28 protein-coding genes are annotated in these 27000 nt (G+C 48.1%); 22 read left to right on the top strand and 6 right to left on the bottom strand.

What is annotated here, in order from left to right; genetic code table 11:
* The first annotated feature begins 84 nt into the window (after positions 1-84).
* The 5 genes from dxs (at position 85) to spo0A (ending at position 5847) form a co-directional block, all read left to right on the top strand.
* The gene (gene dxs, locus OKS35_RS05285) at positions 85-1977 is read left to right on the top strand and encodes a 1-deoxy-D-xylulose-5-phosphate synthase (RefSeq protein ID WP_196431845.1); all 1893 of its coding nucleotides are present in this window, start codon (positions 85-87) and stop codon (positions 1975-1977) included.
* A gap of 6 nt (positions 1978-1983) precedes the next feature.
* Positions 1984-2799 (top strand): TlyA family RNA methyltransferase, encoded by an 816-nt coding sequence (locus OKS35_RS05280; RefSeq protein ID WP_214781439.1) that lies wholly within the window; start codon positions 1984-1986, stop codon positions 2797-2799.
* A gap of 155 nt (positions 2800-2954) precedes the next feature.
* Positions 2955-3404, top strand: a complete 450-nt coding sequence (gene ahrC / locus OKS35_RS05275; RefSeq protein ID WP_012726567.1) for a transcriptional regulator AhrC/ArgR — start codon at positions 2955-2957, stop codon at positions 3402-3404.
* 13 nt (positions 3405-3417) lie between these two features.
* Positions 3418-5115 (top strand): DNA repair protein RecN, encoded by a 1698-nt coding sequence (gene recN, locus OKS35_RS05270; protein WP_214690772.1) that lies wholly within the window; start codon positions 3418-3420, stop codon positions 5113-5115.
* Positions 5116-5847, top strand: coding sequence for a sporulation transcription factor Spo0A (gene spo0A / locus OKS35_RS05265; protein ID WP_074036711.1), 732 nt, complete (start codon positions 5116-5118; stop codon positions 5845-5847).
* A 657-nt stretch (positions 5848-6504) separates the two neighbouring features.
* Here spo0A and OKS35_RS05260 read toward each other — a convergent pair.
* A complete protein-coding gene (locus OKS35_RS05260) occupies positions 6505-6753 on the bottom strand; it encodes a DUF2627 domain-containing protein (RefSeq protein ID WP_031423346.1) in 249 nt (82 codons plus the stop codon).
* Positions 6754-6887: 134 nt separating this feature from the next.
* Between OKS35_RS05260 and OKS35_RS05255 the strand changes: the two genes are divergently transcribed.
* The 8 genes from OKS35_RS05255 to OKS35_RS05220 all read left to right on the top strand — a co-directional run bounded on the left by OKS35_RS05255 (position 6888) and on the right by OKS35_RS05220 (position 16505).
* The gene (locus OKS35_RS05255; protein ID WP_264092621.1) at positions 6888-8525 is read left to right on the top strand and encodes a sigma 54-interacting transcriptional regulator; all 1638 of its coding nucleotides are present in this window, start codon (positions 6888-6890) and stop codon (positions 8523-8525) included.
* A 121-nt stretch (positions 8526-8646) separates the two neighbouring features.
* The gene (gene yqiS / locus OKS35_RS05250) at positions 8647-9543 is read left to right on the top strand and encodes a phosphate butyryltransferase (protein WP_211782681.1); all 897 of its coding nucleotides are present in this window, start codon (positions 8647-8649) and stop codon (positions 9541-9543) included.
* Positions 9544-9568: 25 nt separating this feature from the next.
* Positions 9569-10690 carry a Glu/Leu/Phe/Val family dehydrogenase gene (locus OKS35_RS05245; protein ID WP_012726561.1) on the top strand — a complete coding sequence of 374 codons (1122 nt, stop codon included), beginning with the start codon at positions 9569-9571 and terminating at the stop codon, positions 10688-10690.
* Between the two features lies 1 nt (position 10691).
* Complete coding sequence (gene buk, locus OKS35_RS05240) at positions 10692-11783, top strand: butyrate kinase (RefSeq protein ID WP_214781436.1); 1092 nt, start codon at positions 10692-10694, stop codon at positions 11781-11783.
* Positions 11767-13176 (top strand): dihydrolipoyl dehydrogenase, encoded by a 1410-nt coding sequence (gene lpdA, locus OKS35_RS05235; RefSeq protein ID WP_264092620.1) that lies wholly within the window; start codon positions 11767-11769, stop codon positions 13174-13176. The genes buk and lpdA overlap by 17 nt, the downstream gene beginning before the upstream one ends.
* A gap of 12 nt (positions 13177-13188) precedes the next feature.
* Positions 13189-14196, top strand: coding sequence for a thiamine pyrophosphate-dependent dehydrogenase E1 component subunit alpha (locus tag OKS35_RS05230; RefSeq protein WP_370148335.1), 1008 nt, complete (start codon positions 13189-13191; stop codon positions 14194-14196).
* Positions 14196-15173 (top strand): alpha-ketoacid dehydrogenase subunit beta, encoded by a 978-nt coding sequence (locus tag OKS35_RS05225; RefSeq protein WP_214781432.1) that lies wholly within the window; start codon positions 14196-14198, stop codon positions 15171-15173. Before OKS35_RS05230 ends, OKS35_RS05225 begins: the two co-directional genes overlap by 1 nt.
* Positions 15174-15185: 12 nt before the next feature.
* Complete coding sequence (locus OKS35_RS05220) at positions 15186-16505, top strand: dihydrolipoamide acetyltransferase family protein (protein WP_318841964.1); 1320 nt, start codon at positions 15186-15188, stop codon at positions 16503-16505.
* Positions 16506-16544: 39 nt separating this feature from the next.
* Here the strand turns inward: OKS35_RS05220 and OKS35_RS05215 are convergent, their stop codons facing one another.
* The 3 genes from OKS35_RS05215 to OKS35_RS05205 form a co-directional block, all read right to left on the bottom strand.
* Positions 16545-16760 (bottom strand): hypothetical protein, encoded by a 216-nt coding sequence (locus OKS35_RS05215; protein ID WP_214781430.1) that lies wholly within the window; start codon positions 16758-16760, stop codon positions 16545-16547.
* A gap of 20 nt (positions 16761-16780) precedes the next feature.
* Positions 16781-17155, bottom strand: coding sequence for a hypothetical protein (locus tag OKS35_RS05210; protein WP_264092619.1), 375 nt, complete (start codon positions 17153-17155; stop codon positions 16781-16783).
* A 118-nt stretch (positions 17156-17273) separates the two neighbouring features.
* Positions 17274-18047 carry a sporulation protein gene (locus OKS35_RS05205; RefSeq protein WP_159562450.1) on the bottom strand — a complete coding sequence of 258 codons (774 nt, stop codon included), beginning with the start codon at positions 18045-18047 and terminating at the stop codon, positions 17274-17276.
* A 99-nt stretch (positions 18048-18146) separates the two neighbouring features.
* Here OKS35_RS05205 and OKS35_RS05200 point away from each other — a divergent pair, with 99 nt between their 5' ends.
* The 8 genes from OKS35_RS05200 (at position 18147) to OKS35_RS05165 (ending at position 23889) form a co-directional block, all read left to right on the top strand.
* Entirely contained in the window at positions 18147-19331 is a 1185-nt protein-coding gene (locus tag OKS35_RS05200; protein WP_264092618.1) for a class I SAM-dependent methyltransferase, read from the top strand.
* Positions 19332-19366: 35 nt separating this feature from the next.
* Positions 19367-19795: a BrxA/BrxB family bacilliredoxin gene (locus OKS35_RS05195; RefSeq protein WP_012726551.1), complete on the top strand. Its 429-nt coding sequence runs from the start codon at positions 19367-19369 to the stop codon at positions 19793-19795.
* A gap of 56 nt (positions 19796-19851) precedes the next feature.
* Complete coding sequence (locus OKS35_RS05190) at positions 19852-20193, top strand: DUF952 domain-containing protein (RefSeq protein ID WP_074036735.1); 342 nt, start codon at positions 19852-19854, stop codon at positions 20191-20193.
* Positions 20194-20375: 182 nt separating this feature from the next.
* Positions 20376-21167: a transporter substrate-binding domain-containing protein gene (locus tag OKS35_RS05185; RefSeq protein ID WP_214781425.1), complete on the top strand. Its 792-nt coding sequence runs from the start codon at positions 20376-20378 to the stop codon at positions 21165-21167.
* 60 nt (positions 21168-21227) lie between these two features.
* Entirely contained in the window at positions 21228-21887 is a 660-nt protein-coding gene (locus OKS35_RS05180; protein ID WP_012726548.1) for an amino acid ABC transporter permease, read from the top strand.
* A complete protein-coding gene (locus OKS35_RS05175) occupies positions 21884-22606 on the top strand; it encodes an amino acid ABC transporter ATP-binding protein (protein WP_012726547.1) in 723 nt (240 codons plus the stop codon). Before OKS35_RS05180 ends, OKS35_RS05175 begins: the two co-directional genes overlap by 4 nt.
* A 30-nt stretch (positions 22607-22636) precedes the next feature.
* Positions 22637-23311 (top strand): metal-dependent hydrolase, encoded by a 675-nt coding sequence (locus tag OKS35_RS05170; protein WP_214781423.1) that lies wholly within the window; start codon positions 22637-22639, stop codon positions 23309-23311.
* Positions 23312-23313: 2 nt separating this feature from the next.
* Positions 23314-23889: an HD domain-containing protein gene (locus OKS35_RS05165; protein WP_214781421.1), complete on the top strand. Its 576-nt coding sequence runs from the start codon at positions 23314-23316 to the stop codon at positions 23887-23889.
* 40 nt (positions 23890-23929) lie between these two features.
* On the opposite strand, the gene fadH is transcribed toward OKS35_RS05165, so the two are convergent.
* On the bottom strand, positions 23930-24694 hold the full coding sequence (gene fadH / locus OKS35_RS05160) for a 2,4-dienoyl-CoA reductase (RefSeq protein WP_214781419.1): 765 nt from the start codon (positions 24692-24694) through the stop codon (positions 23930-23932).
* 158 nt (positions 24695-24852) lie between these two features.
* Complete coding sequence (locus tag OKS35_RS05155) at positions 24853-25923, bottom strand: N-acetylglucosaminidase (protein WP_251131627.1); 1071 nt, start codon at positions 25921-25923, stop codon at positions 24853-24855.
* Between the two features lie 77 nt (positions 25924-26000).
* On the opposite strand from OKS35_RS05155, the gene OKS35_RS05150 reads away from it, so the two are divergent.
* Positions 26001-26990, top strand: coding sequence for an aromatic acid exporter family protein (locus OKS35_RS05150; RefSeq protein ID WP_031423375.1), 990 nt, complete (start codon positions 26001-26003; stop codon positions 26988-26990).
* Positions 26991-27000: the final 10 nt, after the last annotated feature.

The raw sequence follows: 27000 nt of genomic DNA, 5'->3' as shown, positions 1-27000 counted from the left end.
TGGGGAATGTGTGGCATATGCCGTCACATTCTTGTAAAATGTAAGGTACGAATCAGTAAAATGTGAGGAGAAAGGATGGTCATTATGGACTTGACATCCATTCAAGACCCGTCGTTCCTGAAACGGATGTCTGTATCAGAGCTCGAATCGCTCGGTTCAGACATTAGACGATTCTTGATTGAAAAATTGGCAGTGACGGGAGGGCATTTGGCGCCAAACTTGGGAGTTGTAGAGTTGACGCTTGCCTTGCACCGTGTATTTGACAGTCCGAAAGACCAACTCGTATGGGACGTCGGTCATCAAGCATACGTTCATAAAATTTTGACAGGACGTACGAACCAGTTTGATACTCTCCGACAATACAATGGGTTATGTGGTTTCCCGAAACGTTGTGAGAGCGAGCATGATGTGTGGGAAACAGGGCACAGTTCGACTTCCCTCTCTGCAGCCATGGGGATTGCGATTGCGAATGAATTGAAAGGGCGCGCCAACGATCGTGCCATCGCCATCATCGGGGACGGTGCTTTGACTGGGGGGATGGCACTTGAAGCCCTCAATCACATCGGTGCCGAGAAACAGAACGTGATTGTCATTCTAAATGATAACGAGATGTCGATTGCGCCGAACGTAGGAGCGATGCATAATATGCTTGGTCGTATCCGGGCATCGCGCAAGTTGAAGCATGCTCGAGAAGAAATGGAGTCACTCATCAAACACATCCCGCTCGTCGGGAGTTCACTTGAACGGAGCGGGGAACGGGTGAAGGACCTCTTAAAATCTGCTCTCATTCCGGGAACGTTCTTTGAAGAACTTGGCTTCACTTACTTTGGACCTACAGATGGGCATGATTTGAAAGACTTGCTCGAAACGCTTGAGTACGCGAAGAAAATCGACGGTCCGGTTCTCGTCCACGTCATTACGAAAAAAGGGAAGGGATATCGTCCGGCTGAATTGGACGGTGTCGGAACATGGCACGGTCTTGGACCTTATAAAATTGAATCCGGTGAAGTCATCAAAGGCAAACCGAAAGGACCGAGCTATTCGAAAGTCGTCGCGGAGACGATCACGAAAGTGGCGGAGTCAGACGAACGGGTGACGTTGATCACACCAGCGATGAGTGTCGGTTCGAAACTCGATTGCTTTACGAAGAAATTCCCGGAGCGTATGTTTGATGTCGGAATTGCCGAGCAACATGCGGTCACCCTCGCTGGGGGACAGGCGACGCAAGGGTTGAAACCGGTCGTCTCGATTTATTCGACCTTCTTCCAACGCGCGTACGATCAACTGGTCCATGACATTTGTCGTCAAAACTTGAACGTCGTGTTCACGATTGACCGATCTGGACTTGTCGGAGCGGATGGAGAGACGCACCAAGGTGTGTTCGATATCGCCTTCATGCGTCACGTGCCAAACATTCGAATTTTGATGGCGAAAGATGAAGAAGAATTACAACAACTCGTCTATTCTGCACTCCGTTACGATGGTGGACCGATTGCGATTCGTTTCCCGCGTGGTGAAGGGATCGGTGTTCCGATGAGTGAGACGCTTCAAGAAATTTCACTCGATGATTGGGAAGTCGAGGCAGAAGGGACAGATGTCGCTATCTTGACGTTCGGTCCCCAAGTGCAAGACGCCCTCGAAGTCCGAGCACTATTAGAAGGTAAGCTCAGTGTGCGCGTCATTAACTGTCGTAGCATCAAGCCGCTCGATGATGCGATGCTGACTTCACTTTATGCAGAGGGGATTCCGCTCGTGACATTAGAAGAGGCTGCTCTCGCCGGTGGCTTTGGAAGTAGCGTGCTTGAACACGCGAATGAAGCCGGAGCGTTTCCACGGATTCAACGTCTCGGTATTCCGGATCGATATATCGAGCATGGCGGTGTCAACCAGCTCCTAGAAGAGATTGGACTGCGACCTGCCCAAATGGCGGAATCGATTGAACGGTTCGTCATGGAGACAAATCGACAGAATGTGTGAGGGATTATGGAAAAAAGAAAGAAAACTAGATTAGATGTATTGCTCGTCGAACGTGGACTTGCTGAAACACGGGAAAAGGCAAAACGGTCGGTCATGGCCGGTCTCGTCTATAGTGGGACAGAACGTCTAGACAAGGCGGGCGATAAAGTGTTTGATGATATCCCTCTCGAAGTGAAGGGTCAAGTTCTTCCTTATGTTGGACGTGGCGGCTTGAAGCTCGAGAAAGCGCTCCACGTCTTCCCGCTCGATGTCTTTGGACGAGTCGGAATCGACATCGGCTCATCGACGGGTGGGTTCACGGACTGTGCGCTTCAAAACGGCGCGACTCAAATGTACGCGGTCGATGTCGGCTATAATCAGCTTGCCTGGAAACTACGGAGCGATGATCGCGTCGTCGTCATGGAGCGGATGAACTTCCGCCACGCGACGGCCGATCAGTTCCCGATTAAACCAGATTTCGCAACGATTGACGTCTCTTTTATCTCGCTTCGTCTGATGGTGCCACCGTTGAAACAAATTTTGAAGCAAGACGGTGTCGTCATGGCGCTCGTCAAACCTCAATTTGAAGCAGGGAAGGCCGATGTCGGGAAAAAAGGAATTGTTCGGGACCGTAACGTCCATGAACGAGTCGCAAGCGATATGGTCCGATACTTCGCATCGGAAGGCTTCTTTGTCGAAGCTTTGGATTACTCTCCGATCACTGGAGGGGATGGGAACATCGAGTTTCTTCTCTTCGCTCGGTACACAGGAGTAGGTGGCGTCTCGCCATCGCTACAAGTCGAAGAGGTCGTAAACGCGGCCCATGCCAAACTTAAGGGATAAAATGATGCTACAGACCTCGTCGTCTGTAGCTTTTTCCTTTACTCGTCTACTAGATGGGGAATGGTGGAAATCCCACCTGGAATGCTAGACCTTTTTTCGACAATACTTTAGAATGATAATGTGTATGTGAAACGAAAAATGAGGTGTCAGCGCTTATGAACAAAGGACAGCGATTGATTAAAATTCGAGACATCGTGACGAATCGAGAAATCGAGACGCAAGATGAGTTAGTGGATGAGCTACGTCGCTCGGGGTATCCGGTCACACAGGCAACCGTGTCTAGGGATATTAAAGAGTTACATCTGGTCAAAGTCCCATTGAACGATGGACGGTATAAATATAGCTTGCCTGCGGATCAACGTTTTAATCCATACGGTAAAATGAAGCGAATCCTTAGTGACAGTTTCGTCTCGGTCGATTCTGCTCAAAATTTGGTCGTCATGAAAGTGCTTCCGGGGAATGCTGATGCAATCGGTGTCTTGATCGATCATTTATCTTGGGATGAATTGATTGGAACGGTGTGTGGAGATGATACGATTTTAATGATTGCACGTGATGAAGAGAAAGCGAAGCAAATCATCGATCGACTACTCGGAATGTTATGAGGTGAACGTACGTATGTTAGCAGAACTATCAATCAAACAGTTTGCGATTATTGACGAATTAAACATTCCGTTTAATCGAGGTATGACTGTGCTCACAGGTGAGACAGGTGCCGGTAAATCGATCTTGTTGGATGCGATTGGATTGCTTGTTGGAGGACGTGGCTCAAGTGAGTTCGTGCGATATGGTCAAGATAAAGCTGAAATCGAAGGTCTGTTTATGATTGAACCGGATCACCCGGTCATCGAAGCGGCCGAACAATATGGCATCGATGTTGAAGATGGGACAGTCATCTTACGTCGAGACCTACATAGTAGCGGGAAGAGCGTCTGCCGTGTGAACGGGAAAATGATGCCGCTCTCGACGTTACGGGAGTTCGGACGGCTCCTGGTCGATATTCACGGTCAACATGAACATCAACATTTAATGGATGCGGAATTTCACCTTGGCATATTAGACCATTTCGCCGAAAAAGAAATCAGTCCGTTAGTCGAGGAATATCAAACGGCATTTGCGGCCTGGAAACAAGTCGCCGATGAATTGAAGCGTCTTAGTCAAAGTGAGCAGGAGCTTGCTCAACGAATGGATCTTTTGTCGTTTCAAACGAAAGAAATCGAAGCGGCTGAATTAAAAGTTGGGGAAGAACAGGCGTTGACAGAAGAACGGGATGAATTGGCCAACTTTGAACGCATTCATCAACACATTCGTCTCTCGTATGAGGCGGTTGCCGAGGAGTCAAATGGACTCGATCAAATCGGAGTGGCGATGCGCGAGATGGAAGAGGCGTCACAGCTCTCTTCGTCTTTGACATCTGTATCGGAGACAATCTCTAACGCTTATTATTTGTTGGAGGATGCAAAGTTTCAACTCCGGGACCAGTTAGATTCGCTCGAATTTGACCCGATTCGATTGGATGAGATTGAGTCACGATTGGCTCTTTTCCAGCAATTGAAACGAAAGTATGGGACGACCATCGAAGAAGTCATCACCTATGGCGAACAAGTGTCGGATGAATTGAAGTCGATGACGAACCGGGAAGAGCATTTACAAACGCTCTCAGATGAACTCATTCGATTAGAGCAAATTGCAAGAGAAGCTGGCAAGAGACTGTCTTCAGCGCGTAAGATGGCTGCGGAGTCGCTTCAGCATGCGATTCATCGAGAGTTGAAAGAACTATATATGGAAAAAACAGCGTTCGAGGTCCGTTTTAAAACTACATCGCTTAAACAAGATGGTTTAGATGACGTAGAGTTTTACATGATGACGAACGTTGGAGAACCGTTCAAACCACTCGCAAAAGTCGCTTCAGGAGGAGAGCTTTCCCGTGTCATGCTCGCACTCAAATCAATCTTCTCAAGAACGGTCGGAGTGGCCTCCATTATTTTTGACGAGGTCGACACAGGGGTCTCTGGACGTGTCGCGCAGGCGATGGGTGAAAAAATCTTCCGACTTTCTGTCGGCTCTCAAGTCCTCTGTATCACGCACTTGGCACAAGTTGCTGCGATGGCAGACCAACATCTTTACATTACTAAAACCGAAACGAATGAACGGACGAAAACAAATGTGACGTCCCTCGACCGTGAAAGTCGAATCGACGAATTGGGTCGCATGATTGCTGGCGCTCAAATGACAGACTTGACGAAGCAACACGTCGAAGAATTACTTGAGATGTCACAACAAGTAAAACAGAAGTTCATCAAAGGAGTGTCATAAGTGATTACATTATGTATTGCGGACGACAATCGAGAAATCGTCGATTTGTTGAGCCGACAACTAGAATCTGAGCCTGATCTTCGTGTCGTAGGTACGGCACACGATGGAGAAACATGCTTGGATGTCGTCAAGACACACCAACCGGATGTACTCTTACTCGATATTATCATGCCGCATTTGGATGGAATCGGAGTATTGCAACGCCTAAATGAAGAATTAGGTGATGACAAACCGGAAGTGATCATGTTGAGCGCGTTTGGAAAAGATGAAGTGACGAAACAGGCCGTGCAACTCGGGGCCTCTTATTTTCTCGTCAAACCGTTCAATATTCAACAGTTATTAACGAAAATTCGTGAATTGTCAGAAGGAACAAATCGAGAATTCGACGGAATGACGCCAGAAGAAATTGAAATCTCACTCTTGCTTCAGCAACTCGGAATCTCTCCGCGAATCAAAGGGTTCAAGTATATCCGTCAAGCTGTCATTTACGTGCGAGAACGGCAAGATTTGCTCGGTCTCATCACGAAAGAATTATATCCGATGGTCGCAAAAGAGCATGAGACGACATCTTCTCGTGTAGAACGAGCAATGCGTCATGCAATCAAGACGGCATGGGAGAACGGCATGCGCGATCATGAGATGTTCGAAGGGCGACCGGAGCGTGAGCGAAGCCCGAAAAACTCGGAGTTTATCTCGTACTTCGTCACGTATGTATCGTTTAAGAATAATTGAATCATTTCATGAGGACTAAGTCGTGATGGGACTTAGTCTTTTTTGATGAAACAATTACTTTAAGATTTATTTACTTTATGAAAGAAAGCGCTTGCAAAATGATGGGCCTTTGTTATAATAAAGATGTACCAAGTTACTTGGACAAGCGTCAGATGAACGCTTTTCAAACTTGTTCCGGAGCAACGTTTGAAGAAACCAAATCATCTCGGTTCGCTATCCGATTATAGCTCAGAGGTGGGAACGACACCTCAAGTCGTTAATGTCCCGACGTGAGGTCGCGACAGTCGCTCATTCGCGAGGCGATTCTATCATCAACTCGAAGCTAGGGGTTGATATAGGAAAAAACAATCGTTCAGTTGACCAAAAGGAGTGTTGTCAACCGTTGAACAGTTTATGGCAAGCGTTCGACTTCACGATGGATGGTTCGACATGATCCGATAAGTAAATCAGTTAGTAACTCGAATGGTAAGATTCCGTTCACGCAAGACGGCAGTTACTAAAGTTCTTTCATACTTCTTCATTAAGAAGACGTTGGATTTCATGTCAAAGTAAGTAACGTAGTTTGAAAGGAGATCATCCGTAGTGATCACAATTCAATATGAATAAAAGGTTCCGCACTTGAAATGAAGTCAAGTTAGGGAACCTTTTTTTGTGTGCTTATGAGTCGAGGCGTTGTACTTTTCCTGTTTTTTTGTCGCGGTTAAAAATATAGCCGGCTACAAATCCGATCCCGCCCATGGCGAGCAGAAGCCCAAAGGTCCCCTGCAACATGGAGGCGGCAGCGAGTGAATCGAACCATGAAAACGGTGCGCTCGTCTTCAAAAAGAAGCTATCACGTAGCAATTTGATTCCGTAAACACCTAATAACCCAGGGACGATTAAGATTAGAAGCGCGATAAAACGCATGCAATCTCCTCCTTTACCATACATTATTTTAACAGAAATCGATCTGTTCGACACGGTCTATTTTTGGGCAGCTTGCGAATCAGGTGCGGATTCAGTAGCATGAAATAGAGAAGAATGATGATGGGGGAATATGTATGAATAAACGATTGATGATTGTGGGGGCAGGAAAAGGGGGGACCGAAGTCCTTCATATGCTGATGGATTCGCCGCTTGCGACGATTGTAGCGGTCGTAGATTCTGATGCATCTGCTGAAGGAATAGCTCTTGCTAAAAGTTATGGCATATCTGTGGCGGACGATTGGAAACAGTATGCGGATGCGACACTAGATTTTGTCATCGAAACGACGGGGAAATATCAAACGTTTGAACAATTAAAGGATCATTTCAAAGATGCGGTCGTCTTACCAGGGGAATTTATTCGGATTGTGGTTGAACGATTGAAACAGAATCAACAAATGCTTGAGGCCATCATTGAATGTACGAGTGAGGCCATATCGGTCGCAGATCATCACGGTAACACGATTTTGATCAATCCGTCTTATACACGGTTGACCGGATTCAAAAAGGAAGATGTGGTCGACAAACCAGCGACGGCAGATATCGGGATGCAGGAAAGCGTCCATTTAAAAGTACTATCGACCGGGCAAGGCGTTCGGGACATCCGGATGCAAATTGGGGCGACACGACGAGATATTCTTGTGAATGCAGAACCGATCATCGTCGAAGGGAAGTTGCGAGGATCGGTCGGGGTCATTCGTGACGTATCTCAGATTCGTGCACTGCGTGATGAATTGCAGGAGGCAAAGACACGCATCCGGAATCTAGAAGCGAAATATCAGTTTGCCGATATCATTGCGACGAGTGACGCCATGCGATTTGTCATCGAACAGGCGAAACTTGCGGCTGTGACCCCCGTGACGGTATTGATTCGCGGAGAATCGGGAACAGGAAAGGAACTGTTCGCCCACGCCATTCATGGAGAATCTCCTCGAAAATATAAAAAGTTCATTCGCGTGAACTGTGCGGCGATTTCACCGACGCTACTTGAAAGTGAGCTATTCGGTTATGAAGATGGAGCCTTCAGTGGAGCTAAACGAGGCGGGAAAACAGGATATTTCGAAGAAGCGGATGGCGGTTCACTCTTTCTAGACGAAATCGGGGAGCTCCCCCTTGATGTCCAAGTGAAGCTCTTACGTGTCCTCCAAGAAAATGAAATTGTCCGAGTCGGAGGGACGACGGCAATCCCAATCGATGTCCGAATCATTGCCGCAACGAATGCCGATCTTGAACAAAAGGTAGCAGACGGAACATTCCGGGAAGATTTGTATTACCGAATCAATCGGATGCCGATCCATATCCCACCATTACGTGAGCGACTGAATGAACTCGAGGCACTATGTGAACGGATGATCCGGAAACTGAATCAAGAGTACGGTCGTAGTGTACGTGGCGTTGACGAAGATGCCTTAACATTACTGATGAGCCAACATTGGAAAGGGAATGTGCGAGAACTGGAGAATGTGATCGGTCGTGCGATGATTTATATGGCAAGCTCCGAACAGTGGATTGCCCCACATCATTTGCAGTTATCCAATCGTTCCACGAGTCAAAAAGTAGTCGAATCTGGAACGTTTCACGAGGCCGTTGCAAAATATGAACGCGATTTGATTGAACGAGCAATTGAAGAGGCAAGTGGCAACAAATCAGAAGCGGCCCGCCGATTAAAGATTTCGATCCGAACATTATACAATAAACTCGGAACCACGCAATAATTTGCATGAATATTACTGCATGGTAAGCATTAATTTGCATGGTCATCCGCATTATAAAGCGCTTACAATTTAGGAAACAAACTTGCTTATGATATAGTGTAGAGAGCAAGGGGGGACAATGATGAATTTTGAACGGATGCTGACGAACGCAAAAGAGTTAGAAGGCTGTACCGTGTCCATTGCGGGGGCAGCGGACGAAGAAGTCATCCGGGCCGTAAAACTCGCTACGGATCATGGACTGTCACGCTTCATTTTGTTCGGTGAAGCTCGAGAGATCCGAAAGTTATGTGAACAGCATGGAATCGATGAGTCAGCCGTCGATATTTTACATGCGAAAGGTGACGTTGAGATTGCGCGACGTGCCGCATTAGCTGTGAAAAATAAAGAGGCGGACGTCCTCATGAAGGGGATGGTGTCGACATCGACATTTATGAAAGCCGTCCTTAATCGTGAAGCTGGACTCCGTACGAAGCGGACGCTCAGCCACATCGCACTATTCCAAATTCCGAATCGTGAAAAGTTGATTGGAGTGACGGATGCGGCGATTCATATCGCACCAACACTCGAAGAGAAGGTCGAAATTATTCACAATGCGGTAGAAGCGATGCATGACATCGGTTACGAATCGCCGAAAGTCGCAGCCATTGGAGCAGTCGAGGTAGTCAATCCACAAATGAATGCGACTCTCGACGCGGCACTACTTAGCCAAATGAATCGACGTGGACAAATAAAGGGCTGTGTCGTAGATGGACCGCTCGCGCTCGACAACGCTGTCGACATGGTCGCAGCAAAGCAAAAAGGAATCAACAGTGAAGTTGCCGGTCAAGCCGATTTATTAGTCGTACCTTACATAGAGGTCGGCAACGTCCTTTATAAATCAATCATGTATTTCGCAGAGGCGAGCGTAGCGGCGATTGTCGTCGGCGCATCTGCCCCTGTTGTATTGACAAGTCGTGCCGATACTGCCGAAGCGAAGCTATATTCCCTCGCATTCGCTTTGTTACATGCTAAACATTAATCGTACTTAACAGGAGGAATTAATCATGATGGAAACAAACACAGAGCCACGCTTTCGTATTTTTGATGTCTTACAATCTGAGGACTATGAGCAAATCGTATTTTGCCAAGATCAAGCGTCTGGACTAAAGGCGATCATCGCCATCCATGACACGACGCTCGGGCCAGCTCTCGGTGGACTCCGTATGTGGAACTATGAATCAGAACAAGAAGCACTCACGGATGTGTTGCGTCTCGCAAAAGGAATGACATATAAAAATGCTGCAGCGGGTCTCAACCTTGGGGGCGGGAAAGCCGTCATCATCGGAAATGCGAAGACAGATAAATCAGAGGCGCTCTTCCGTGCGTTCGGACGATACGTTCAATCCCTCAGTGGTCGTTACATCACGGCTGAAGATGTGAATACTACAGTTGCCGACATGGACTTCATTCACATGGAAACGGATTACGTCACGGGCGTCAGTCCTGCATTCGGTTCAAGTGGTAACCCTTCACCGGTCACGGCATATGGTGTGTATCGTGGAATGAAGGCTGCTGCGAAATGGAAATTTGGGACAGACTCGCTCGCAGGGAAGACCGTTGCTGTACAAGGTGTTGGTAACGTGGCCTACAACTTATGTCGCCACCTCCACGAAGAGGGTGCTCATTTGATTGTGACCGACATTAACGAGGAAGCACTCAAACGTGCCGAAGCAGACTTTGGTGCGACGGTCGTCAAGCCGGATGAGATTTACGCGGTCGAATGTGACATTTTCGCTCCATGCGCTCTCGGTGCTGTCATCAACGACAAAACAATTCCACAATTGAAAGCACAAATCGTCGCAGGCGCTGCCAATAACCAATTAGCAGAAGATCGTCACGGAGACGTGCTCGACGAAAATGGAATTCTATATGCACCAGACTTCGTCATTAATGCAGGTGGTGTCATCAACGTCGCGGACGAACTTGAAGGCTACAACCGTGAACGGGCAATGAAGAAAGTCGAACTCATCTATGACAACATGATGCGCGTCTTTGAGATCGCAGAACGTGATGGTGTGCCAACGCACGTTGCGGCCGATAAGATGGCGGAAGAGCGGATTCACATGATGTCGCGTTCACGCAGTCAGTTCCTTAAAGTTGAAAAAAGCATCCTAGGGAGACGCTAAGATGACAAAACGGCTAATTCTTGCAATCAACCCAGGGTCAACCTCGACGAAAGTTGGATTGTTTGATGGGAAGGAAGAAGTGATGACACGTACGGTCCGACATTCAATCGATGTGACGGGTCTCACACTTCCAGAGCAGTTGCCTCATCGTGAGCAAGAAGTACGCGCCTTGTTAGAAGAGACGGGCATCGCGGTCAATGATTTGACCGCGATCGTCGGTCGTGGTGGCTTGCTTGCACCGATGACGTCTGGAACGTATACGGTCAATGAACTCATGCGTGAAGATTTGACGAGCGGACGTTTCGGGATGCATGCATCGAATCTCGGTGGTCTGATCGCTTCGAAAATCGGTGGGGCTGAAGGGATTCCTAGTTTCATAGTGGATCCGGTCGTCGTCGATGAGATGGACGAGTTGGCCCGAAAGACCGGCATGCCAGAAATCAATCGTCGTAGCATTTTCCATGCCCTCAATCAAAAGGCTGTCGCGAAACGATTCGCGGCTGAAAATGGAAGCGATTACAATGAGATGAATCTTATCGTTGCGCATCTTGGTGGGGGAATCACAGTCGGTGCCCATGCGGCAGGTCGAGTCATCGACGTGAATAATGGTCTCGACGGAGATGGACCGCTCGCGCCGGAGCGGGCAGGTTCGATTCCTGTTGGACAGGTAATAGAACTATGTTATAGTACCAGGTATAAAGAATCGGAAATGAAAAAGAAAATTGTCGGTCAGGGCGGCCTATTTGCTCATCTCGGTACGTTCGATGCCATTGAGATTGAGCAGCGGGTGGAATCAGGTGATGATGAGGCGAGACTGTTGTATGAGACGATGGCTTATCGTGTCGCTCAAGAGATTTCAAAACACGGCGCGACATTATGCGGTCGTGTGGATGCCATCTTACTGACGGGCGGGATTGCATATTCCGAGTGGCTGACTGAAAAAATCAAGGAGCGTGTCACTTATCTCGCGCCGGTACACGTATATCCGGGTGAAGATGAGCTTAAAGCGTTGGCTGAAGGTGCACTTCGCGTCATCGAGAAGGAAGAGACCGCACGAGTTTATGAGGGGGATACACATGGCACGAGAATTTGATGTTGTCGTCATCGGTGGAGGACCAGGAGGATATGTGGCTGCAATCAAGGCGGCCCAGGCAGGGAAATCTGTCGCAATCGTCGAGGCGAGAAAGTTAGGCGGCACCTGCTTACATAGAGGTTGCATCCCGACGAAGGCACTTTTAAAAGCTGCACATGTTTATCAAACGGCGAAACAAAGTGCAACGTATGGCGTGGAGACGGGAGATGTGACGTTCAATATGGAACGCGCTCAAACGTATAAACGTGATCTTGTGGCTGGTCTTGAAAAGGGAATCGAGCATTTGATGAAACAAGGGAAAATCGAAGTGTTTCGCGGAAAAGCCTCGATCCTTGGACCAAGCATCTTCTCACCTCAACCAGGGACTGTATCCGTTGAGGATGAAAGCGGTGAATCAGAACTGATCTTGCCGAATCAATTGATTATCGCGACAGGGTCGATTCCTCGTGAACTTCCTGGATTGCCGTTCGATCACAAGCGGATTTTGAATTCAGACGACCTCCTCAATTTTGAAACGCTTCCTGAATCGATTGCGATTGTCGGTGGCGGGGTCATCGGAGTGGAATGGGCGTCCATGCTCGTCGATTTAGATGTGAACGTGACGTTGATCGAAGTAGGCGATCGATTACTCCCACTCGAGGACAAGGCAGTCTCCCGTGAAGTGGAGCGTCTATTGAAGAAGCGTGGCGTCCGTGTGAAGAAGAGCATGACGGTCGACGCTGAACGAACATTGATTCACGAAAATGCAGTGGAGATTGCTGTCGGGGAAGAGATGTTACAAGTAGACTGTGTCCTCGTCTCGGTTGGCCGAGTTGCCAACACGGAAGACTTAGGACTTCAAAACACTTCTATCGTCGTAGAGAACGGCATCATTCAAGTCGATAGTCAGTATCGGACGAAAGAACGTCATATCTTCGCAATCGGGGATTGCATCGGGAAGTTACAACTCGCCCACGTCGCGTCGGCAGAAGGTGTGAAAGCGGTCGAGACGATTCTTGGTCTTGAGCCGACACCGCTCGATTATGCGCTCATTCCACGCTGTGTATACAGTGTCCCTGAAGTCGCTTCGGTCGGCTTGACAGAAGAAGCGGCAAAAGATGCCGGACATGATGTGAAGACGGGGACGTATCGATTCAACGGACTCGGGAAAGCGCGGATTGAAGGACAAGCCGACGGATTCGTCAAACTCGTTTCGGACAAAGAAACAGACGACCTTCTCGGTGTTCATATCGTCGGACCGAAAGCGACCGAACTCATCACAGAAGGTGGACTCGCGCTCGTCTTGAACGCGACGGCTTGGGAGATGGGACAACTTGTGCACCCGCATCCTGCACTGAGCGAAGCCTTCCAAGAAGCGGCTCTTGCCGTCGATGGATTACCGATTCACGCCTAAGGAGGAACAAGGATGGAACAGATGACTGTAAACTCATATGAAGAGCTTGGTTTAACGAAACAAGATTTATTGGCGATGTACGAAACGATGGTACGTGCCCGCAAAATCGATGAACGGATGTGGAAGTTGAACCGCGCCGGGAAAATCCCATTCGTCGTCTCATGTCAAGGACAAGAAGCGGCGCAAGTCGGTGCGGCGTTCGCACTCGAGAAAGGAATCGACTACGTCTTGCCTTACTATCGTGATGTGGCGGTCGTCCTTCACTTCGGTCAAACATCAAGAGATTTAATGTTATCGGCATTCGCGAAAGCGGAAGATCCAAACTCAGGTGGTCGTCAGATGCCTGGTCACTTCGGTTCGAAAGAGCATCGCATCGTAACGGGTTCGTCTCCGGTCACGACACAAGTCCCTCATGCAGTCGGGATCGCACTTGCGGCGAAGATGAAAAAAGAAGAACTCGTCACGTTCGTTTCGTTCGGAGAAGGGTCTTCGAACCAAGGAGACTTCCATGAAGGCGCAAACTTTGCAGGTGTCCACAAGTTGCCGGTCATCTTGTTCTGTGAGAACAACAAGTATGCGATTTCGGTTCCGCTTACGAAACAGTTGGCATGTGAGCGCGTATCAGACCGTGCAAAAGGTTACGGCATGCCAGGTGTGACAGTCGACGGGACAGACCCGATCGCCGTCTATGCGGTCGTGAAGGAAGCGCGTGAACGTGCACTTCGCGGAGAAGGACCGACATTAATCGAAGCAGAAGTTGAACGTCTCGTGCCACACTCATCGGATGACGATGACAAAGCGTACCGTTCAGCTGAAGAATTGGCTGGGTTAAAAGAGCGGGATGGTATTCAATTGTTCCGTCAACGACTTGTGAACGACGGAATCGCAACGGCGGATACACTTGCTGAAATCGATGCACAAATCGATGCTGAAGTGAATGAAGCGACGACATATGCGGACAAAGCACCGTATGCATCGCCTGAATCTGCACTAGATTACGTCTATGAGGAGGAAAAATGATGAAAACGTTTATCGAAGCGATCAATGAAGCGATTCATGAAGAAATGGAGCGCGACGAAAACGTCTTCGTCGTCGGGGAAGACGTCGGCGTTCGTGGTGGTGTATTCCGAGCCACTCAGGGATTGATTGAAAAGTATGGAGAGGATCGTGTCATCGACGCACCGCTCGCTGAGAGTGCGATTGCCGGAGTCGGGGTCGGAGCTGCCATGTACGGCATGCGACCGATCGCAGAAATGCAATTCGCAGACTTTATCATGCCAGCAGTGAACCAAATCGTTTCAGAAGCGGCAAAAATTCGGTACCGTTCAAACAACGATTGGACGTGTCCGATGGTCATCCGAGCTCCTTTCGGTGGGGGCATTCACGGGGCACTCTATCACTCGCAATCGGTCGAGGCGATGTTCAGTTCGACGCCAGGTCTGAAAGTCGTCATTCCATCAGACCCAGTCGATGCGAAGGGGTTGTTGAAAGCAGCAATCCGTTCGAACGACCCTGTTCTTTTCTTTGAACATAAGCGCGCCTATCGTCTTTTGAAGGCAGACTTGCCGACGGACGAATATACGGTTGAAATCGGTAAGGCTGCGGTTAAACGGGAAGGTGACGATATCACGATCATCACGTACGGTCTTTGCGTGCATATGGCACAAGAGGCTGCGAAAACGCTCGAAGAAGAAGGGGTCAGCACGCACATCCTCGATCTTCGTACCGTCTACCCGCTCGACCAAGAAGCGATCATCGAATCGGTCAAGAAGACAGGTAAAGTGCTACTCGTGACAGAGGACAACAAAGAAGGAAGCATCATCGGAGAAGTGGCGGCGATTATCGCGGAGAAGGCGCTCTTCGAACTCGATGCGCCGATTGAGCGTTTGGCTGGCCCCGATGTGCCGGCAATGCCGTATGCACCACCGATGGAAAAATTCTTTATCGTATCCCCAGAAAAAATTGCCGAGCGGGCGCGTCAGCTCGCGGCGTTTTAAGGAGGCATCTCCATGGAACAAACGATTACTATGCCCCAACTTGGGGAGAGTGTGACAGAAGGAACAATCACGACCTATCTCGTCAAACCGGGAGACCGTGTGGAAGAATATGAACCACTCGCGGAAGTCATGACGGACAAAGTGACGGCAGAGATTCCGGCGACTAGCGCAGGAGTCGTCAAAGAGTTTCTCATTCCAGAAGGGGAGACCGTCAGCGTCGGGACACCGGTATTGACGATGGAAGTCGAGAGCGCGGAGGAAGCTGCAGTTGAGACGAAGACAGAACCGATTGCAGAAACGGCACCTGCAGAATCCGTCTCTAAGCAAGCTGTCGCCACTGCACCGAAAAAACAAAGTGGAAACGGTCGATACTCTCCTGCCGTCATCCGACTCGCCAATGAGAACGATATCGATTTGAATGAACTGAGCGGAAGCGGTCTAGGCGGTCGGATCACGCGGAAAGATATTCTTCGTTACTTATCAGAAGGACGTCCGGCATCGACTTCTGAGAAAGCGACACAAGCGCCTGTCCAAGAGACGATGGTACAGACGAAGTTGGACGTTCCGACTGAGGCACCACGTCCTGTCGTTGAACCGTCACAACCGGTCGCATCATCATCGACTTCATCTGGCCGTTATGAATCGATTCCGACAGCCGGGGTACGTCAAGCGATTGCGAACAATATGGTCCGCTCGAAACACGAGGCTCCACACGCATGGCTCATGATTGAAGTGGATGTGACGAACCTCGTCGAAGCCCGTGCAAAGTTAAAAGATGGGTTCATGAAACGGGAAGGCGTCAAATTGACGTTCATGCCATTCTTCATGAAGGCAGCCATCGAAGCATTGAAGAAGTATCCGATGATGAATTCGGAGTGGGCAGGCGATCACATCAAAGTTCACCAAGACATCCATCTCTCGGTAGCCGTCGCGGCAAACGACGCCCTATACGTTCCGGTCATTCGCCAAGCGGATGAGAAGAATATTAAAGGACTAGCCGTTTCCCTTCAAGACGTGGCAACGCGAGCGCGTGAGAACCGCTTGAAGGCTGAAGAAATGCGTGGTGGGACATTCACCATCAACAACACAGGTGCGTTTGGTTCGATCCAATCAGCGCCAATCTTGAATTACCCACAAGCGGCAATCCTATCGGTCGAGTCGATTGTGAAGCGTCCGGTCTGGATGAACGGGATGTTCGCGGCACGCGATATGGTCAACCTTTGTATGTCTGTCGACCATCGTGTCCTTGACGGTCTCGTCGCAGGTCAGTTCTTACAAGCGATCAAGCACTCACTCGAGTCGATTGACCCGAACACATATACCGTATATTGATTAAAAAATGGAGGCGCCCCAGTAGGGTGCCTCCATTTCTTATGAGTTATAGCCAACGAATACCGTGAAAACGAAGCTTACGGCTGAGATCAGTAAGAGAAGGAATGAGAAAGACATGCCCATTCTGACGAGTCCTTTGGAGAGTCGTGGTTTGGATTTATATAGTGCGAACGCAAACATGAGACTGAATAGGCCGAGCGTCGTGAATAGTGTGAGTGGAATTGCTCGGTCGTAAAGAACTTGAAGTAGATCCAATGTAGAATCATCCTTTCTAATCATGCACCTTCGAATCGTCGTTGATGGACACGGTACGTCAATCTGCTGACTACGACGAACACGAGAAGGAACATCCAGTATATAAAAATATAGTTTAATGAAAATGCAGAAACCCCATCATGTCTGACCGAAGAAATCCAAAGCAAAAGGAGTGAGGTAGGGAAATGAATCAATATTACAAGATAGGGCATGAACTTCTTGAAGGATAAGGCGTTTGTCGACGGATTGCGCATGAGATATATGGCAATCAAACCAATCAGCACTTCGATTCCACCAAGGGTGAAATAGGCGAGTGACTCAGAAAGACTGGTCTCTAGAATCGGTAAGGCAAGCGTTGCAAGACCAAGACTCCCAATCATTACTAAAGCAAACAAGATGTAGTCACCTCCAGAAAAGGGTTGATTCCATATGTTCATTGTAAAAAAATGGATGCTTAAATTCAATACCTCAGAAAAACACGCCATTCATAGAAATGGCGTGTCGGTGATTTCCTTAAATCGATTGTTCAATCATCGATTCGATGTCGCGACGAACTTCAGCTACTGATAAACGTGCGGCGTCATAGCGTACACGATGAGTCGACTCGTCTGTTCCCGTCAAGTCAGCAAAGAGACTTCCGAGGTCGTGGACACTGCGGTCGACTTGAATGAGCAATTCGATGGCATCCTCGTCTTGTAGAATCACAACTTCTACCTCGTCTAACTGGCGACCGAATCGCGAACCGTTCGCTGAATACTCGAGTTCTTGGGCAATCGGAAGACGTCCCGAACGATGACGTGCCGGGAGCATCTCCGTGTCGGCTTTCTTCAAACGGAATCCGAGCTCGTCCATCGCATCTAATATGACTTGTTGAACTGCATTCGGTTGTACGGTGATCGCATCTTCATCTTTTGGATCGACGGCTTGGGCGATATCAAGGCCCGTTTCAATCCATGATTTCGATTGACTCACAGAGAGTGGCGTATTGAACGGGACGTTGACTGTGAACGGAATTTCTTTCACTTCTCCGGGACCAATCATAAACGGTGCTTCATTCAATAAGATTTTTTCAATCGTGAACGTTGAGTATGTCGACTTATCGTTCACCTCATGTTTATACAACGTATTGAAGAAGAGATAGATGCTGTCGACGGATTGTTCGACCGAACCGCCTTCGATATGGACGACTCCAGTGAGTTCTCCACCGGGTGAACAGTGGCTCTCATTCAAGCGTGTGTCGACTTTTGCGGCACCGATTCCGATTGATGATAAAATCTTTTTAAACATATGTGTATCCTCCTTTGACGTAACGTCGTCTTCGTGTAATAGTATGTACGGACAGGTGAAACGATATGTTTCAAAATTTCTAAAAAAGGATTGAATCCAGTGGAATATAAAGCGTTACAAGAGCGTCTCGCAGACGTCTTACAATCAAATCATCTCGTGTCGGCGACCATCAGTCAACCCCGTCAAAAATCTAGCGATCTCAGACGTGTCAAATTGAAACCGGTCATGCTACGAAATGCGTATCATATCCAGTTCGAGTATCAGTATGAGCGGGTGATGAACCATAAAAACTTGACACCAGATGAGGCCGTCACAGAAGTGAATGAGCTTCTCGAAACATTCCGACAAGGACAGTTTCAGTTAAAAGATTCCGACCTCCAGTTCCAATTATCGAAAAAGTTCAAAGTGACATTGAAAGAAAAGCAGACGGCTCAAAAAGAAGTTCAACTGAGCCACAATCGGGAAAAACAGTACGTGCTTCCACTCGACGAGCCAGTTCCGTTTCTCATTCGACTCGGCATTCAGTCAACGGACGGAAAAGTGAAGCGTCAAAAGTATGACAAGTTCAAACAGATCAATCGTTTCCTCGAGTTCATTGAGGATTCACTGAAATACTTGCCGGCAGACCGTACCGTTCGAATCTTGGATTTCGGGTCAGGGAAGTCGTATTTGACGTTCGCGCTCTATCATTTCCTTCATGAGATGAAAGGATATGACGTCCATATCACAGGGCTCGATTTGAAGAAAGAGGTCATTGAAGAGTGTGCATCGATTGCGAAAGACTTAGGATATGAACGGCTCGAATTTTTAGTCGGGGACATTAATGAATATGAAGGGGAAACAGCTGTTGATATGGTCGTGACCCTTCATGCATGTGATGTGGCGACAGACATGGCGTTGGCACGTGCCGTCCGCTGGGGCGCGAAAGTCATCTTGAGCGTTCCGTGTTGTCAAAAGGAATTGAATCGTCAAATTCAAGCGTCGAATTTAGACGTGATGCTCCAACATGGCTTGATCAAAGAACGGTTCGCCTCACTCGCGACCGATTCCATTCGGGCTGAACTGCTTGGACTTGTCGGGTATGATGCCCAGCTGCTCGAATTCATCGACCTCGAGCATACGCCGAAAAATATCATGATTCGTGCCTACTTGACGAACCGTCAGGCGAGCGCAGAGACGAAGGCACGTTACCTTGCTTTCAAACAGATGTTAGGGGCAGACCCGTTCTTAGAACGTGAATTGAGCGATAGACTTGTCCTCAAGGTAGAACAAGACGTAAAATAAGGGAGTACAGACGAAATGTCGAAAGGGGAAACAACATGGATTTTCAATTATATTTTCAAGATGTAGTCGAACAAGCGCGTAACGAAGTACGTGCTGCAGGATACACAGAGCTCACGACACCGGAAGAAGTAGACGGAGCACTGAAAAAAGAAGGGAAGACACTCGTCCTCGTCAACTCGGTTTGTGGGTGTGCAGGCGGGATTGCTCGTCCAGCTGCCGCATACGTCAACAAGATGGAAGGTGTGAAGCCTGACCATTTCGTGACCGTGTTTGCTGGTCAAGACCGTGAAGCGACAGATCGTGCACGTGAGTATTTTGAAGGATATGCACCGTCTTCACCGTCAATCGCACTTCTTGAAGATGGCAACATCGTGACGATGGTAGAGCGTAGTGAAATCGAGTCATCGACTGCTGAAGAGCTCGTCGACCAATTGCAAACATTGTTCGACATCTACTTCGCATAATCAAGCATCGGCGCAAAGGCACTGCCTTTGCGCTTTTGTGAAAAGGGGCAGGGTATATGGAACCAGTCATCAAAATCATGACGGAGGCAGAGTATATGATTGCCCTGTCACGCGGTGAGATCAATGAGCCGTCACTTCAATCGGAAGGGACGATTAAATGTTGTACGCCGCAACAGATTGGAAAGGTCGTCAAAAAGTCGTATTCGGGTGAAGCAGTCGTTCTCGTATCGTTACACGTCAACCGACTTGGTCAGCTGCTACATTATGAATTGGATGAGGATGGAGAACGTTATCCACATGTGTATAGTGCCATCCCGATGACTTCGGTCAAACAGGTGCAACCGTATGGGTCACGCGACAATGGAACGGTCACATATTTCGCTTTCGAGCGAATGTGACCATCTTTTTTGTATAATTTGCATGAATATACTTTACAAGTAATAATTATGTGTATATAGTGGTTGAAGACACAAGTCGGACAACTGATGTGTCATAGAACAGTTGAGCTACGTTCACACATATGTCATAATTTTTTTAAAAGTTCTGATAATTATCATTCAACTACGAAAGGGAGATGAAGATGAAAAAAGGTTTTCTAGCATTATGTTTAGCAGGACTGGCCGCGTTCTCAGTCGCGTGTGGGGCAGACGTGAACGAAGGAGGATCGACATCGACCGATGGTGAGGATGACAAAGTCATCGTCATGGGTACAAGTGCCGATTACTTCCCATATGAGTTCGTCGATACAGCGAATGGTGACGAGATTGTCGGATTTGATATCGATATCGCCAAAAAAGTGGCAGAGAACATGGGATATGAATTGAAAATTGAAGATATGGATTTCGGAAGCTTACTTGGAGCCCTCAATGCAGGTCGAGTCGACTTCGTCATGGCGGGGATGACTCCGACAGAAGAGCGTAAAGAAAATGCCGATTTCTCAGATATTTATTTCACAGCGGTGAACTTGATCTTGTCAAAAGATGATTCGCTTCAATCACTTGAAGACTTGAAAGGGAAAAAGATCGGAGTCCAGCTCGGTTCGATTCAAGAAGGGATTGCACAAGATCAAATCACAGATGCTGAGATTGTTTCATTGAACAAGATTCCTGAGATCATTCAAGAAATCAAGACAGGACGTATTGACGCGATGGTCATCGAAGATACGGTAGCGAAAAAATACCTCGAGCAAGATAGTGAATTGACGACATTTGAAATTGTGGACGAAGAAGAAGCAGGTTCTGCTGCTGCCTTCCGTAAAGATGATGATCTCCGCGATCAATTCAATGAAGAATTGAAGAAGATGATCGACAGTGGAGAAATCGAAGAGTTAGCACAGAAGTGGTTTGAAGAAGAGGCTGCGCCAGCCGAATAATGATTCGTACGAGGCTGACTGAAGATGAATCGGTCAGCCCTTTTTTAGGAGGAACTCACTATGGATTTTAGCCGGATTTATGATTCGATCCCTTATATACTTGAGGGGATTCCAGTCATGTTCCAAGTGGTGATCGTCTCGGCATTGATTGGGATCTCACTTGGGATTGTTGTCGCTACATTAAAAATTGTCCCAAATCGTCTGATTAACTTTATCGGACATGCTTATACGGCGGTGTTCCGTGGGACACCACTCATTTTGCAACTCGCCATCATCCACTTCGGATTGCCGCAACTGACGGGATATATCACGACACCGTACCAGTCAGCGGTCATCGCCTTCTCGCTCAACTCGGGGGCGTATATTTCAGAGATTATTCGAGCGGGTATCCAAGCAGTAGATAAAGGACAGTGGGAGGCTTCGGATGCTCTTGGTGTCCCGTATGTCAAACAGTTACGTTCCATCATCTTGCCACAGGCGTTCAAGAACATCTTGCCTGCTCTTGTGAACGAGATGATCACATTAACGAAAGAGTCTGCCCTCGTCTCGACGGTCGGGGTGCTCGATATCATGCGTCGTGCGCAAATCGTCGGTGGGCAGAAGGCAATCTACTTCGAACCGCTTCTTTTCGCCGGTGTGATATACTTTACGATAGTGATGATCTTGACGTATCTTGGACAACGTCTAGAAAAACGGTTAAGAAAGAGTGATGGAAGATGATCGAAGTAAAAGACCTACACAAACAATTTGGTGACTTAGAAGTGTTAAAAGGAATCACGACGACGATCGAGCGTGGTGAAGTGGTTGCTGTCATCGGACCGTCCGGGTCTGGTAAATCGACATTTCTACGCTGCTTGAACATGCTTGAGATTCCAACGAGCGGTACGGTCAGTGTCGACGGATTCGAGCTCACGAAAAAAGGAGCGAACGTCGCGAAGGCGCGTCAAAACATTGGGATGGTATTCCAACAGTTCAACTTGTTCCCTCATATGAGCGTATTGGACAATTTGACGTATGCACCGATCAACGTCTTGAAAGTCAGCAAGACGGAAGCGCTAGAACGTGCGAAGAAATTACTGGAACGTGTCGGCCTCTCTGAGAAAATCGACGCCTATCCGAGCCAACTTTCAGGTGGACAAAAACAACGTGTCGCCATTGCGCGTGCCTTGGCGATGGAACCGAACGTCATGTTATTCGATGAACCGACATCGGCACTTGACCCGGAGATGGTCAATGAAGTACTTGATGTTATGAAAGGATTGGCCGAAACGGGAATGACGATGGTCGTCGTCACACACGAGATGGGCTTTGCCCGTGAAGTGGCAGACCGTGTCCTCTTCCTCGACGAAGGCATCCTGATGGAAGAAGGAAAACCGGCTGACCTGTTATTAAACCCGCAAACAGACCGGGCGAAACGTTTCTTGGAGAAAGTGTTGTAATCTGATTTCACATGGGAAGGATGAAAGCAAATGAACATCACGTACTACGGACATGCGACGGTAGGGTTTGAAATTGATGGTGTAAATGTGTTGATTGATCCGTTTTTGACGAGCAACCCGCATACAGACGTGGATCCATCCACGCTACGCCCAGACTATTTGTTGCTCACACATGCTCATTTCGATCATATCGAGGATGTCGAATTGATTGCGAAATCGTCGGGTGCGACGATTGTGGCGACACATGAACTCGCAACGTATTACGAGAAAAAAGGCTTCTCTGTTCACGGGATGAACATCGGGGGAGGTCATGCCTTTCCGTTCGGACGCGTCACGATGACGCAAGCGTTCCACAGTTCGAGCTTTGACATGGGGGATACACCGGTCTATATGGGGATGCCTGCCGGATTCATCATCGAGACGAACGAACTGACGGTCTACCACGCTGGAGACACGAGTCTCTTCTCAGATATGAAGATGTACGGAGAACGTTTTGAAATCGATGTCGCTTTCCTTCCGATCGGAGACAACTTCACGATGGGACCGACAGACGCATTAGATGCGGCGCAGTGGCTACAAGCGAAACGTGTCGTTCCGATTCACTTTGATACGTTCCCGCCGATTAAACAAGATGCTCAGGCATTTTGTGACCAATTGCACCGTCGAGGTCTCTTGATTGAACCGAATACGACGATCGAGATTTGAGTGTGGACGTGATACAAGCGACGAGAAAGTTCGTCGAAACGATTCATGCAAATGATCAGACGGGTCATGATATTGCCCACATCGAGCGGGTCGTTCGACTCGTAAAGCGCTTGATGGAAAATGAACCGGTCGATCGAACGGGACTTCTGCTAGCCGCTTATTTACATGACGTCGAAGACCATAAGCTCGGTCGTCCAAAAGGGCTCGTCAAACAACATTTGGCTTCTCTTGACATCACAGAGGAGCGAGCGAGTTTCGTGGAAGCGTTGATTGATGAGGTTTCTTTTTCAAAAGGCATGACACCAACGACTCGGGAAAGTGAAATCCTACAAGATGCCGACCGCCTTGATGCGATTGGGGCCATCGGTATTGCGCGAACGTTCCAATTCGCGGGTTCTCGCGGTACACCTCTTGATTTGTCAGAGGATAGTGCGATTCAACATTTTCAAGATAAGTTATTGAAGTTAGCGTCGATGATGCATACGAAAGAAGCGAAACGCTTGGCACATTCACGTCATGTCTTCATGGAAAGGTTCTACAACCAGTTTCATGAAGAATGGGACGGGATGGATACATGAAAGGGACGACCGATTGATTTCGGTCGTCCCTTTTTCTAGGTTAGAATGGATGTTTGTTGAGCCAATGTCCACCGTCTAATGAAATACAATCTCCGTTCAAATAGCGCATTTCGTCTGATGCCATCCAGTAAGCGAGGTCCGCGATTTCTTCAGGTGTCCCAAAACGTCCGAGCGGGACGTTACGGCGAATGCGCTCCACTTCCTTCACATGGGATACGAGCTTTTCAGCACCGCCGGTCCGTTCAATCGGTCCGGGACTGATGGCATTGACGCGAGCGCCGAATTGATAGCCCCATTCAACTGCGAGCGTTCGCGTCAAGTTCAAGACGCCTGCTTTCGCTGCCGCACTCGGTGCGACACCAGGTCCTGCCTGCCATGCATATGAGGCGACCATATTAATGATGGAGCCGCCACGGATTTCATCTGCTTCCCAATGTTTCCCGAGAACATGGGTGCAGTTGAATGTCCCGTTCAAGACGATGTCGATGACACTTGCCCAACCATTAGGAGATAAATCAAGGGTCGGACACACAAAATTCCCGGCAGCATTGTTGACGAGTGCGTGTACAGGTCCATAAGCGGATACGATGTCAGCCAGTGCTTTCGCGCATCCTTCATAGTCACGAACGTCATGTTGCACACTCATCGCCTGACCCGCGTCGATTGAATTCAATTCGTTCATCGCTTCTAGTAGTCGTTCCTCGTTTCGACCGCTGATAGCGACGTTCCATCCTTCCTGTTTAAATTTTAATGCCATCGCTTTCCCCATGCCGGACGATCCCCCGGTAATCCAAATCGTTTTCATCTTAATTCCCCCTCAGAAATGAATGGTCGTTCATTTATAGTATTCGTCTTGCGATGCGAAAATCCTCTAATAAGATATTGATTCATGTTGAATCATTTCTTCGTCCTGAAACGTATACAGACGTCAAGCAGCCCGACTCGTATAAGCCGGGCTGCTTTTCATTGAATTTTTTTCAAGTACTTCAAACCGAGTTCACGGTCAATCGTGTACATTGTACCAGCAACTTTCTCGCCCCAGTATGGATCGGATGCATAGAAGATATTGATGCCTTCCTGCTTGTTCCCGGGATAATCGCCACGAGCGTACGGCCCTGTGACATATTTAGTCGCAAACAATTCAGCAGCAGCTTGTACGCTGGCGTCAATTGTTTTAAAGGATGTCGCATTCCCGCTCGGGTCGTCATCTGTCGCGCGGAACCCAAATAGGTTCCGCTTGTCTCGAGCGATATCGGACGTTCCAAATCGGGACTCATGCCCGGCAACCGCCAGCAGGAATAAGGCATTGATGTTATACGTATCTTCTGCCCGTTTAAAGGACTTGCCTTCCCCAGCGAGTGGTGAATCGATGGATTTTAAATATTGATCAAACTCGTCAGCCGAATATGGGGATGACGTGCGAATCGATGCAAATTGATAAGGAGAATCGAAGACGTCTTGGACACGTTCTGTGTAAAAACGGTCATCCGAGTTTTTTTCTGTCGGACCTACAAGGAACGTACCGGCGAGATTGGCGTTCGCTTCCACCGTATGGTAGACGTCACCTTCTCGAATCTCGTAAAATCCACGTCTCTTCACAACTGCTTCAGGAAATAACGCCATTTGATCCGGTTTGACATACACATCCGCCCCGGAGATACGTACTTTAAGATGATCGTCTCCGCGTTCAATTAGTTGAAGTCTCGTGCCACCAGCGACATAGGATTGTCGTGTTTTAAATGATGCATCTTTATATAAGTTTGTGATAGCATCACTCGGAGTGACGACGACTCCGGTACCTGTAAAATCGAGTACTTCTCCAGAGGGGGAGAACAATGTCCGGTTCTTACCGGCCGTCATGTATCGTTTTGCTTCTGCGAGAGATTCGAACGACCTCGTGACACGGTCGCCATTCGTCACCGTTTCGACGGTATAGGTGTCTTCACGGGAAGATTGAATCCATAAAAAGGCTGCGATGGCGAGACTAAGTGTCGCAATCATCGGCCAAACCTTAAGTCTTTTCTTTCGTTTCAATCAAATCACTTCCAAACTTTTGAATTGCCAAACGAGTTGATTTAGTCAACAATTTGATGGAGAAGGGGGAAATTAGTATGAAAATTGGAACGCGGACGTTAAAGACCGCGGTCGCAGCAGGTATCGCGATGCTCATTTCCGAAACAATTCATCTCGATTATTTTGTATTTGCAGCCATTATCGCCATTTTAAGTATTCAAGAGACGCGTAAAAAATCGATTCGCGCCTCCTATGAACGAGTCATGGCAAGTCTTCTCGCCATCGGAATGGGTGCGGCGATGTTCACGCTACTCGGCTATTCACCGGTGACGCTCACACTTTATTTTGTCATTTTCATTCCACTCGTACAACAATTGAAACTGCAAGATGGGCTCATTACAAGTGTCGTCATCTTGACCCACCTCTACACCGAAGCACAGTTTTCACTCGAGTTATTTATCAATGAGCTATTGCTCATTGCAATCGGTGTCGGTGTCGGGCTCGTCGTCAACATGTATATGCCGACGCTTGACCGTGAGATTGAACGGATTAAAGAGAATATCGACCGTTCGCTTGCTGTTCTGTTTTATGACGTGGCGGCATGTGTCGAGACGGGCGTCTATAACAATCACTCGATGATGCTCATCAAGACGCGGGACTATCTGAAAGAGGGGAAAGATTTGGCTCTTCGCCGTATGGGGAACTCAATCGGAAAGCGAAACGAGGACATGGACTATCTATATTTCCGAATGCGTGAACGACAGTATGATATTCTCAAACGAGTCGCTGATAACGCCAGAGAAATCACGATGGTCGTCAATGAAGCGAAACCGGTCGCGACGTTTTTACGTCGAGTCGGGGACCATGTGAACGAGCAGGCCGATGCCTCTGTCTTTTTACAGGAGCTAGAAGAGATGATTGAGCATTATCGAAAAAACGTACCTCTCCCCACGACGCGTGAGGAATTCGAGGTACGCTCATCCTTATTAAATATTTTATCAGATGTAAAAAGTTACTTGATCTTGAAAGAGCGATACATCTTGCTCTTAAAAGAACATGGTCATGCTCGAGAGAAACGTGCTGATTAAAAAGATTGAG

Source organism: Exiguobacterium sp. N5, assembly GCF_025842465.1.
Taxonomy (GTDB): Bacteria; Bacillota; Bacilli; order Exiguobacteriales; family Exiguobacteriaceae; genus Exiguobacterium; species Exiguobacterium profundum.
This window is presented reverse-complemented; position numbering and strand designations above follow the sequence as displayed.

Excerpts from the sequence above, each read along its gene's own strand:
- dxs (WP_196431845.1), top strand. The coding sequence starts at position 85 with ATGGACTTGACATCCATTCAAGACCCGTCGTTCCTGAAACGGATGTCT.
- OKS35_RS05280 (WP_214781439.1), top strand. The coding sequence starts at position 1,984 with ATGGAAAAAAGAAAGAAAACTAGATTAGATGTATTGCTCGTCGAACGT.
- ahrC (WP_012726567.1), top strand. The coding sequence starts at position 2,955 with ATGAACAAAGGACAGCGATTGATTAAAATTCGAGACATCGTGACGAAT.
- recN (WP_214690772.1), top strand. The coding sequence starts at position 3,418 with ATGTTAGCAGAACTATCAATCAAACAGTTTGCGATTATTGACGAATTA.
- OKS35_RS05260 (WP_031423346.1), bottom strand. The coding sequence starts at position 6,753 with ATGCGTTTTATCGCGCTTCTAATCTTAATCGTCCCTGGGTTATTAGGT.
- OKS35_RS05255 (WP_264092621.1), top strand. The coding sequence starts at position 6,888 with ATGAATAAACGATTGATGATTGTGGGGGCAGGAAAAGGGGGGACCGAA.
- yqiS (WP_211782681.1), top strand. The coding sequence starts at position 8,647 with ATGAATTTTGAACGGATGCTGACGAACGCAAAAGAGTTAGAAGGCTGT.
- OKS35_RS05245 (WP_012726561.1), top strand. The coding sequence starts at position 9,569 with ATGATGGAAACAAACACAGAGCCACGCTTTCGTATTTTTGATGTCTTA.
- buk (WP_214781436.1), top strand. The coding sequence starts at position 10,692 with ATGACAAAACGGCTAATTCTTGCAATCAACCCAGGGTCAACCTCGACG.
- lpdA (WP_264092620.1), top strand. The coding sequence starts at position 11,767 with ATGGCACGAGAATTTGATGTTGTCGTCATCGGTGGAGGACCAGGAGGA.
- OKS35_RS05230 (WP_370148335.1), top strand. The coding sequence starts at position 13,189 with ATGGAACAGATGACTGTAAACTCATATGAAGAGCTTGGTTTAACGAAA.
- OKS35_RS05225 (WP_214781432.1), top strand. The coding sequence starts at position 14,196 with ATGAAAACGTTTATCGAAGCGATCAATGAAGCGATTCATGAAGAAATG.
- OKS35_RS05220 (WP_318841964.1), top strand. The coding sequence starts at position 15,186 with ATGGAACAAACGATTACTATGCCCCAACTTGGGGAGAGTGTGACAGAA.
- OKS35_RS05205 (WP_159562450.1), bottom strand. The coding sequence starts at position 18,047 with ATGTTTAAAAAGATTTTATCATCAATCGGAATCGGTGCCGCAAAAGTC.
- OKS35_RS05195 (WP_012726551.1), top strand. The coding sequence starts at position 19,367 with ATGGATTTTCAATTATATTTTCAAGATGTAGTCGAACAAGCGCGTAAC.
- OKS35_RS05190 (WP_074036735.1), top strand. The coding sequence starts at position 19,852 with ATGGAACCAGTCATCAAAATCATGACGGAGGCAGAGTATATGATTGCC.
- OKS35_RS05185 (WP_214781425.1), top strand. The coding sequence starts at position 20,376 with ATGAAAAAAGGTTTTCTAGCATTATGTTTAGCAGGACTGGCCGCGTTC.
- OKS35_RS05180 (WP_012726548.1), top strand. The coding sequence starts at position 21,228 with ATGGATTTTAGCCGGATTTATGATTCGATCCCTTATATACTTGAGGGG.
- OKS35_RS05175 (WP_012726547.1), top strand. The coding sequence starts at position 21,884 with ATGATCGAAGTAAAAGACCTACACAAACAATTTGGTGACTTAGAAGTG.
- OKS35_RS05170 (WP_214781423.1), top strand. The coding sequence starts at position 22,637 with ATGAACATCACGTACTACGGACATGCGACGGTAGGGTTTGAAATTGAT.
- fadH (WP_214781419.1), bottom strand. The coding sequence starts at position 24,694 with ATGAAAACGATTTGGATTACCGGGGGATCGTCCGGCATGGGGAAAGCG.
- OKS35_RS05150 (WP_031423375.1), top strand. The coding sequence starts at position 26,001 with ATGAAAATTGGAACGCGGACGTTAAAGACCGCGGTCGCAGCAGGTATC.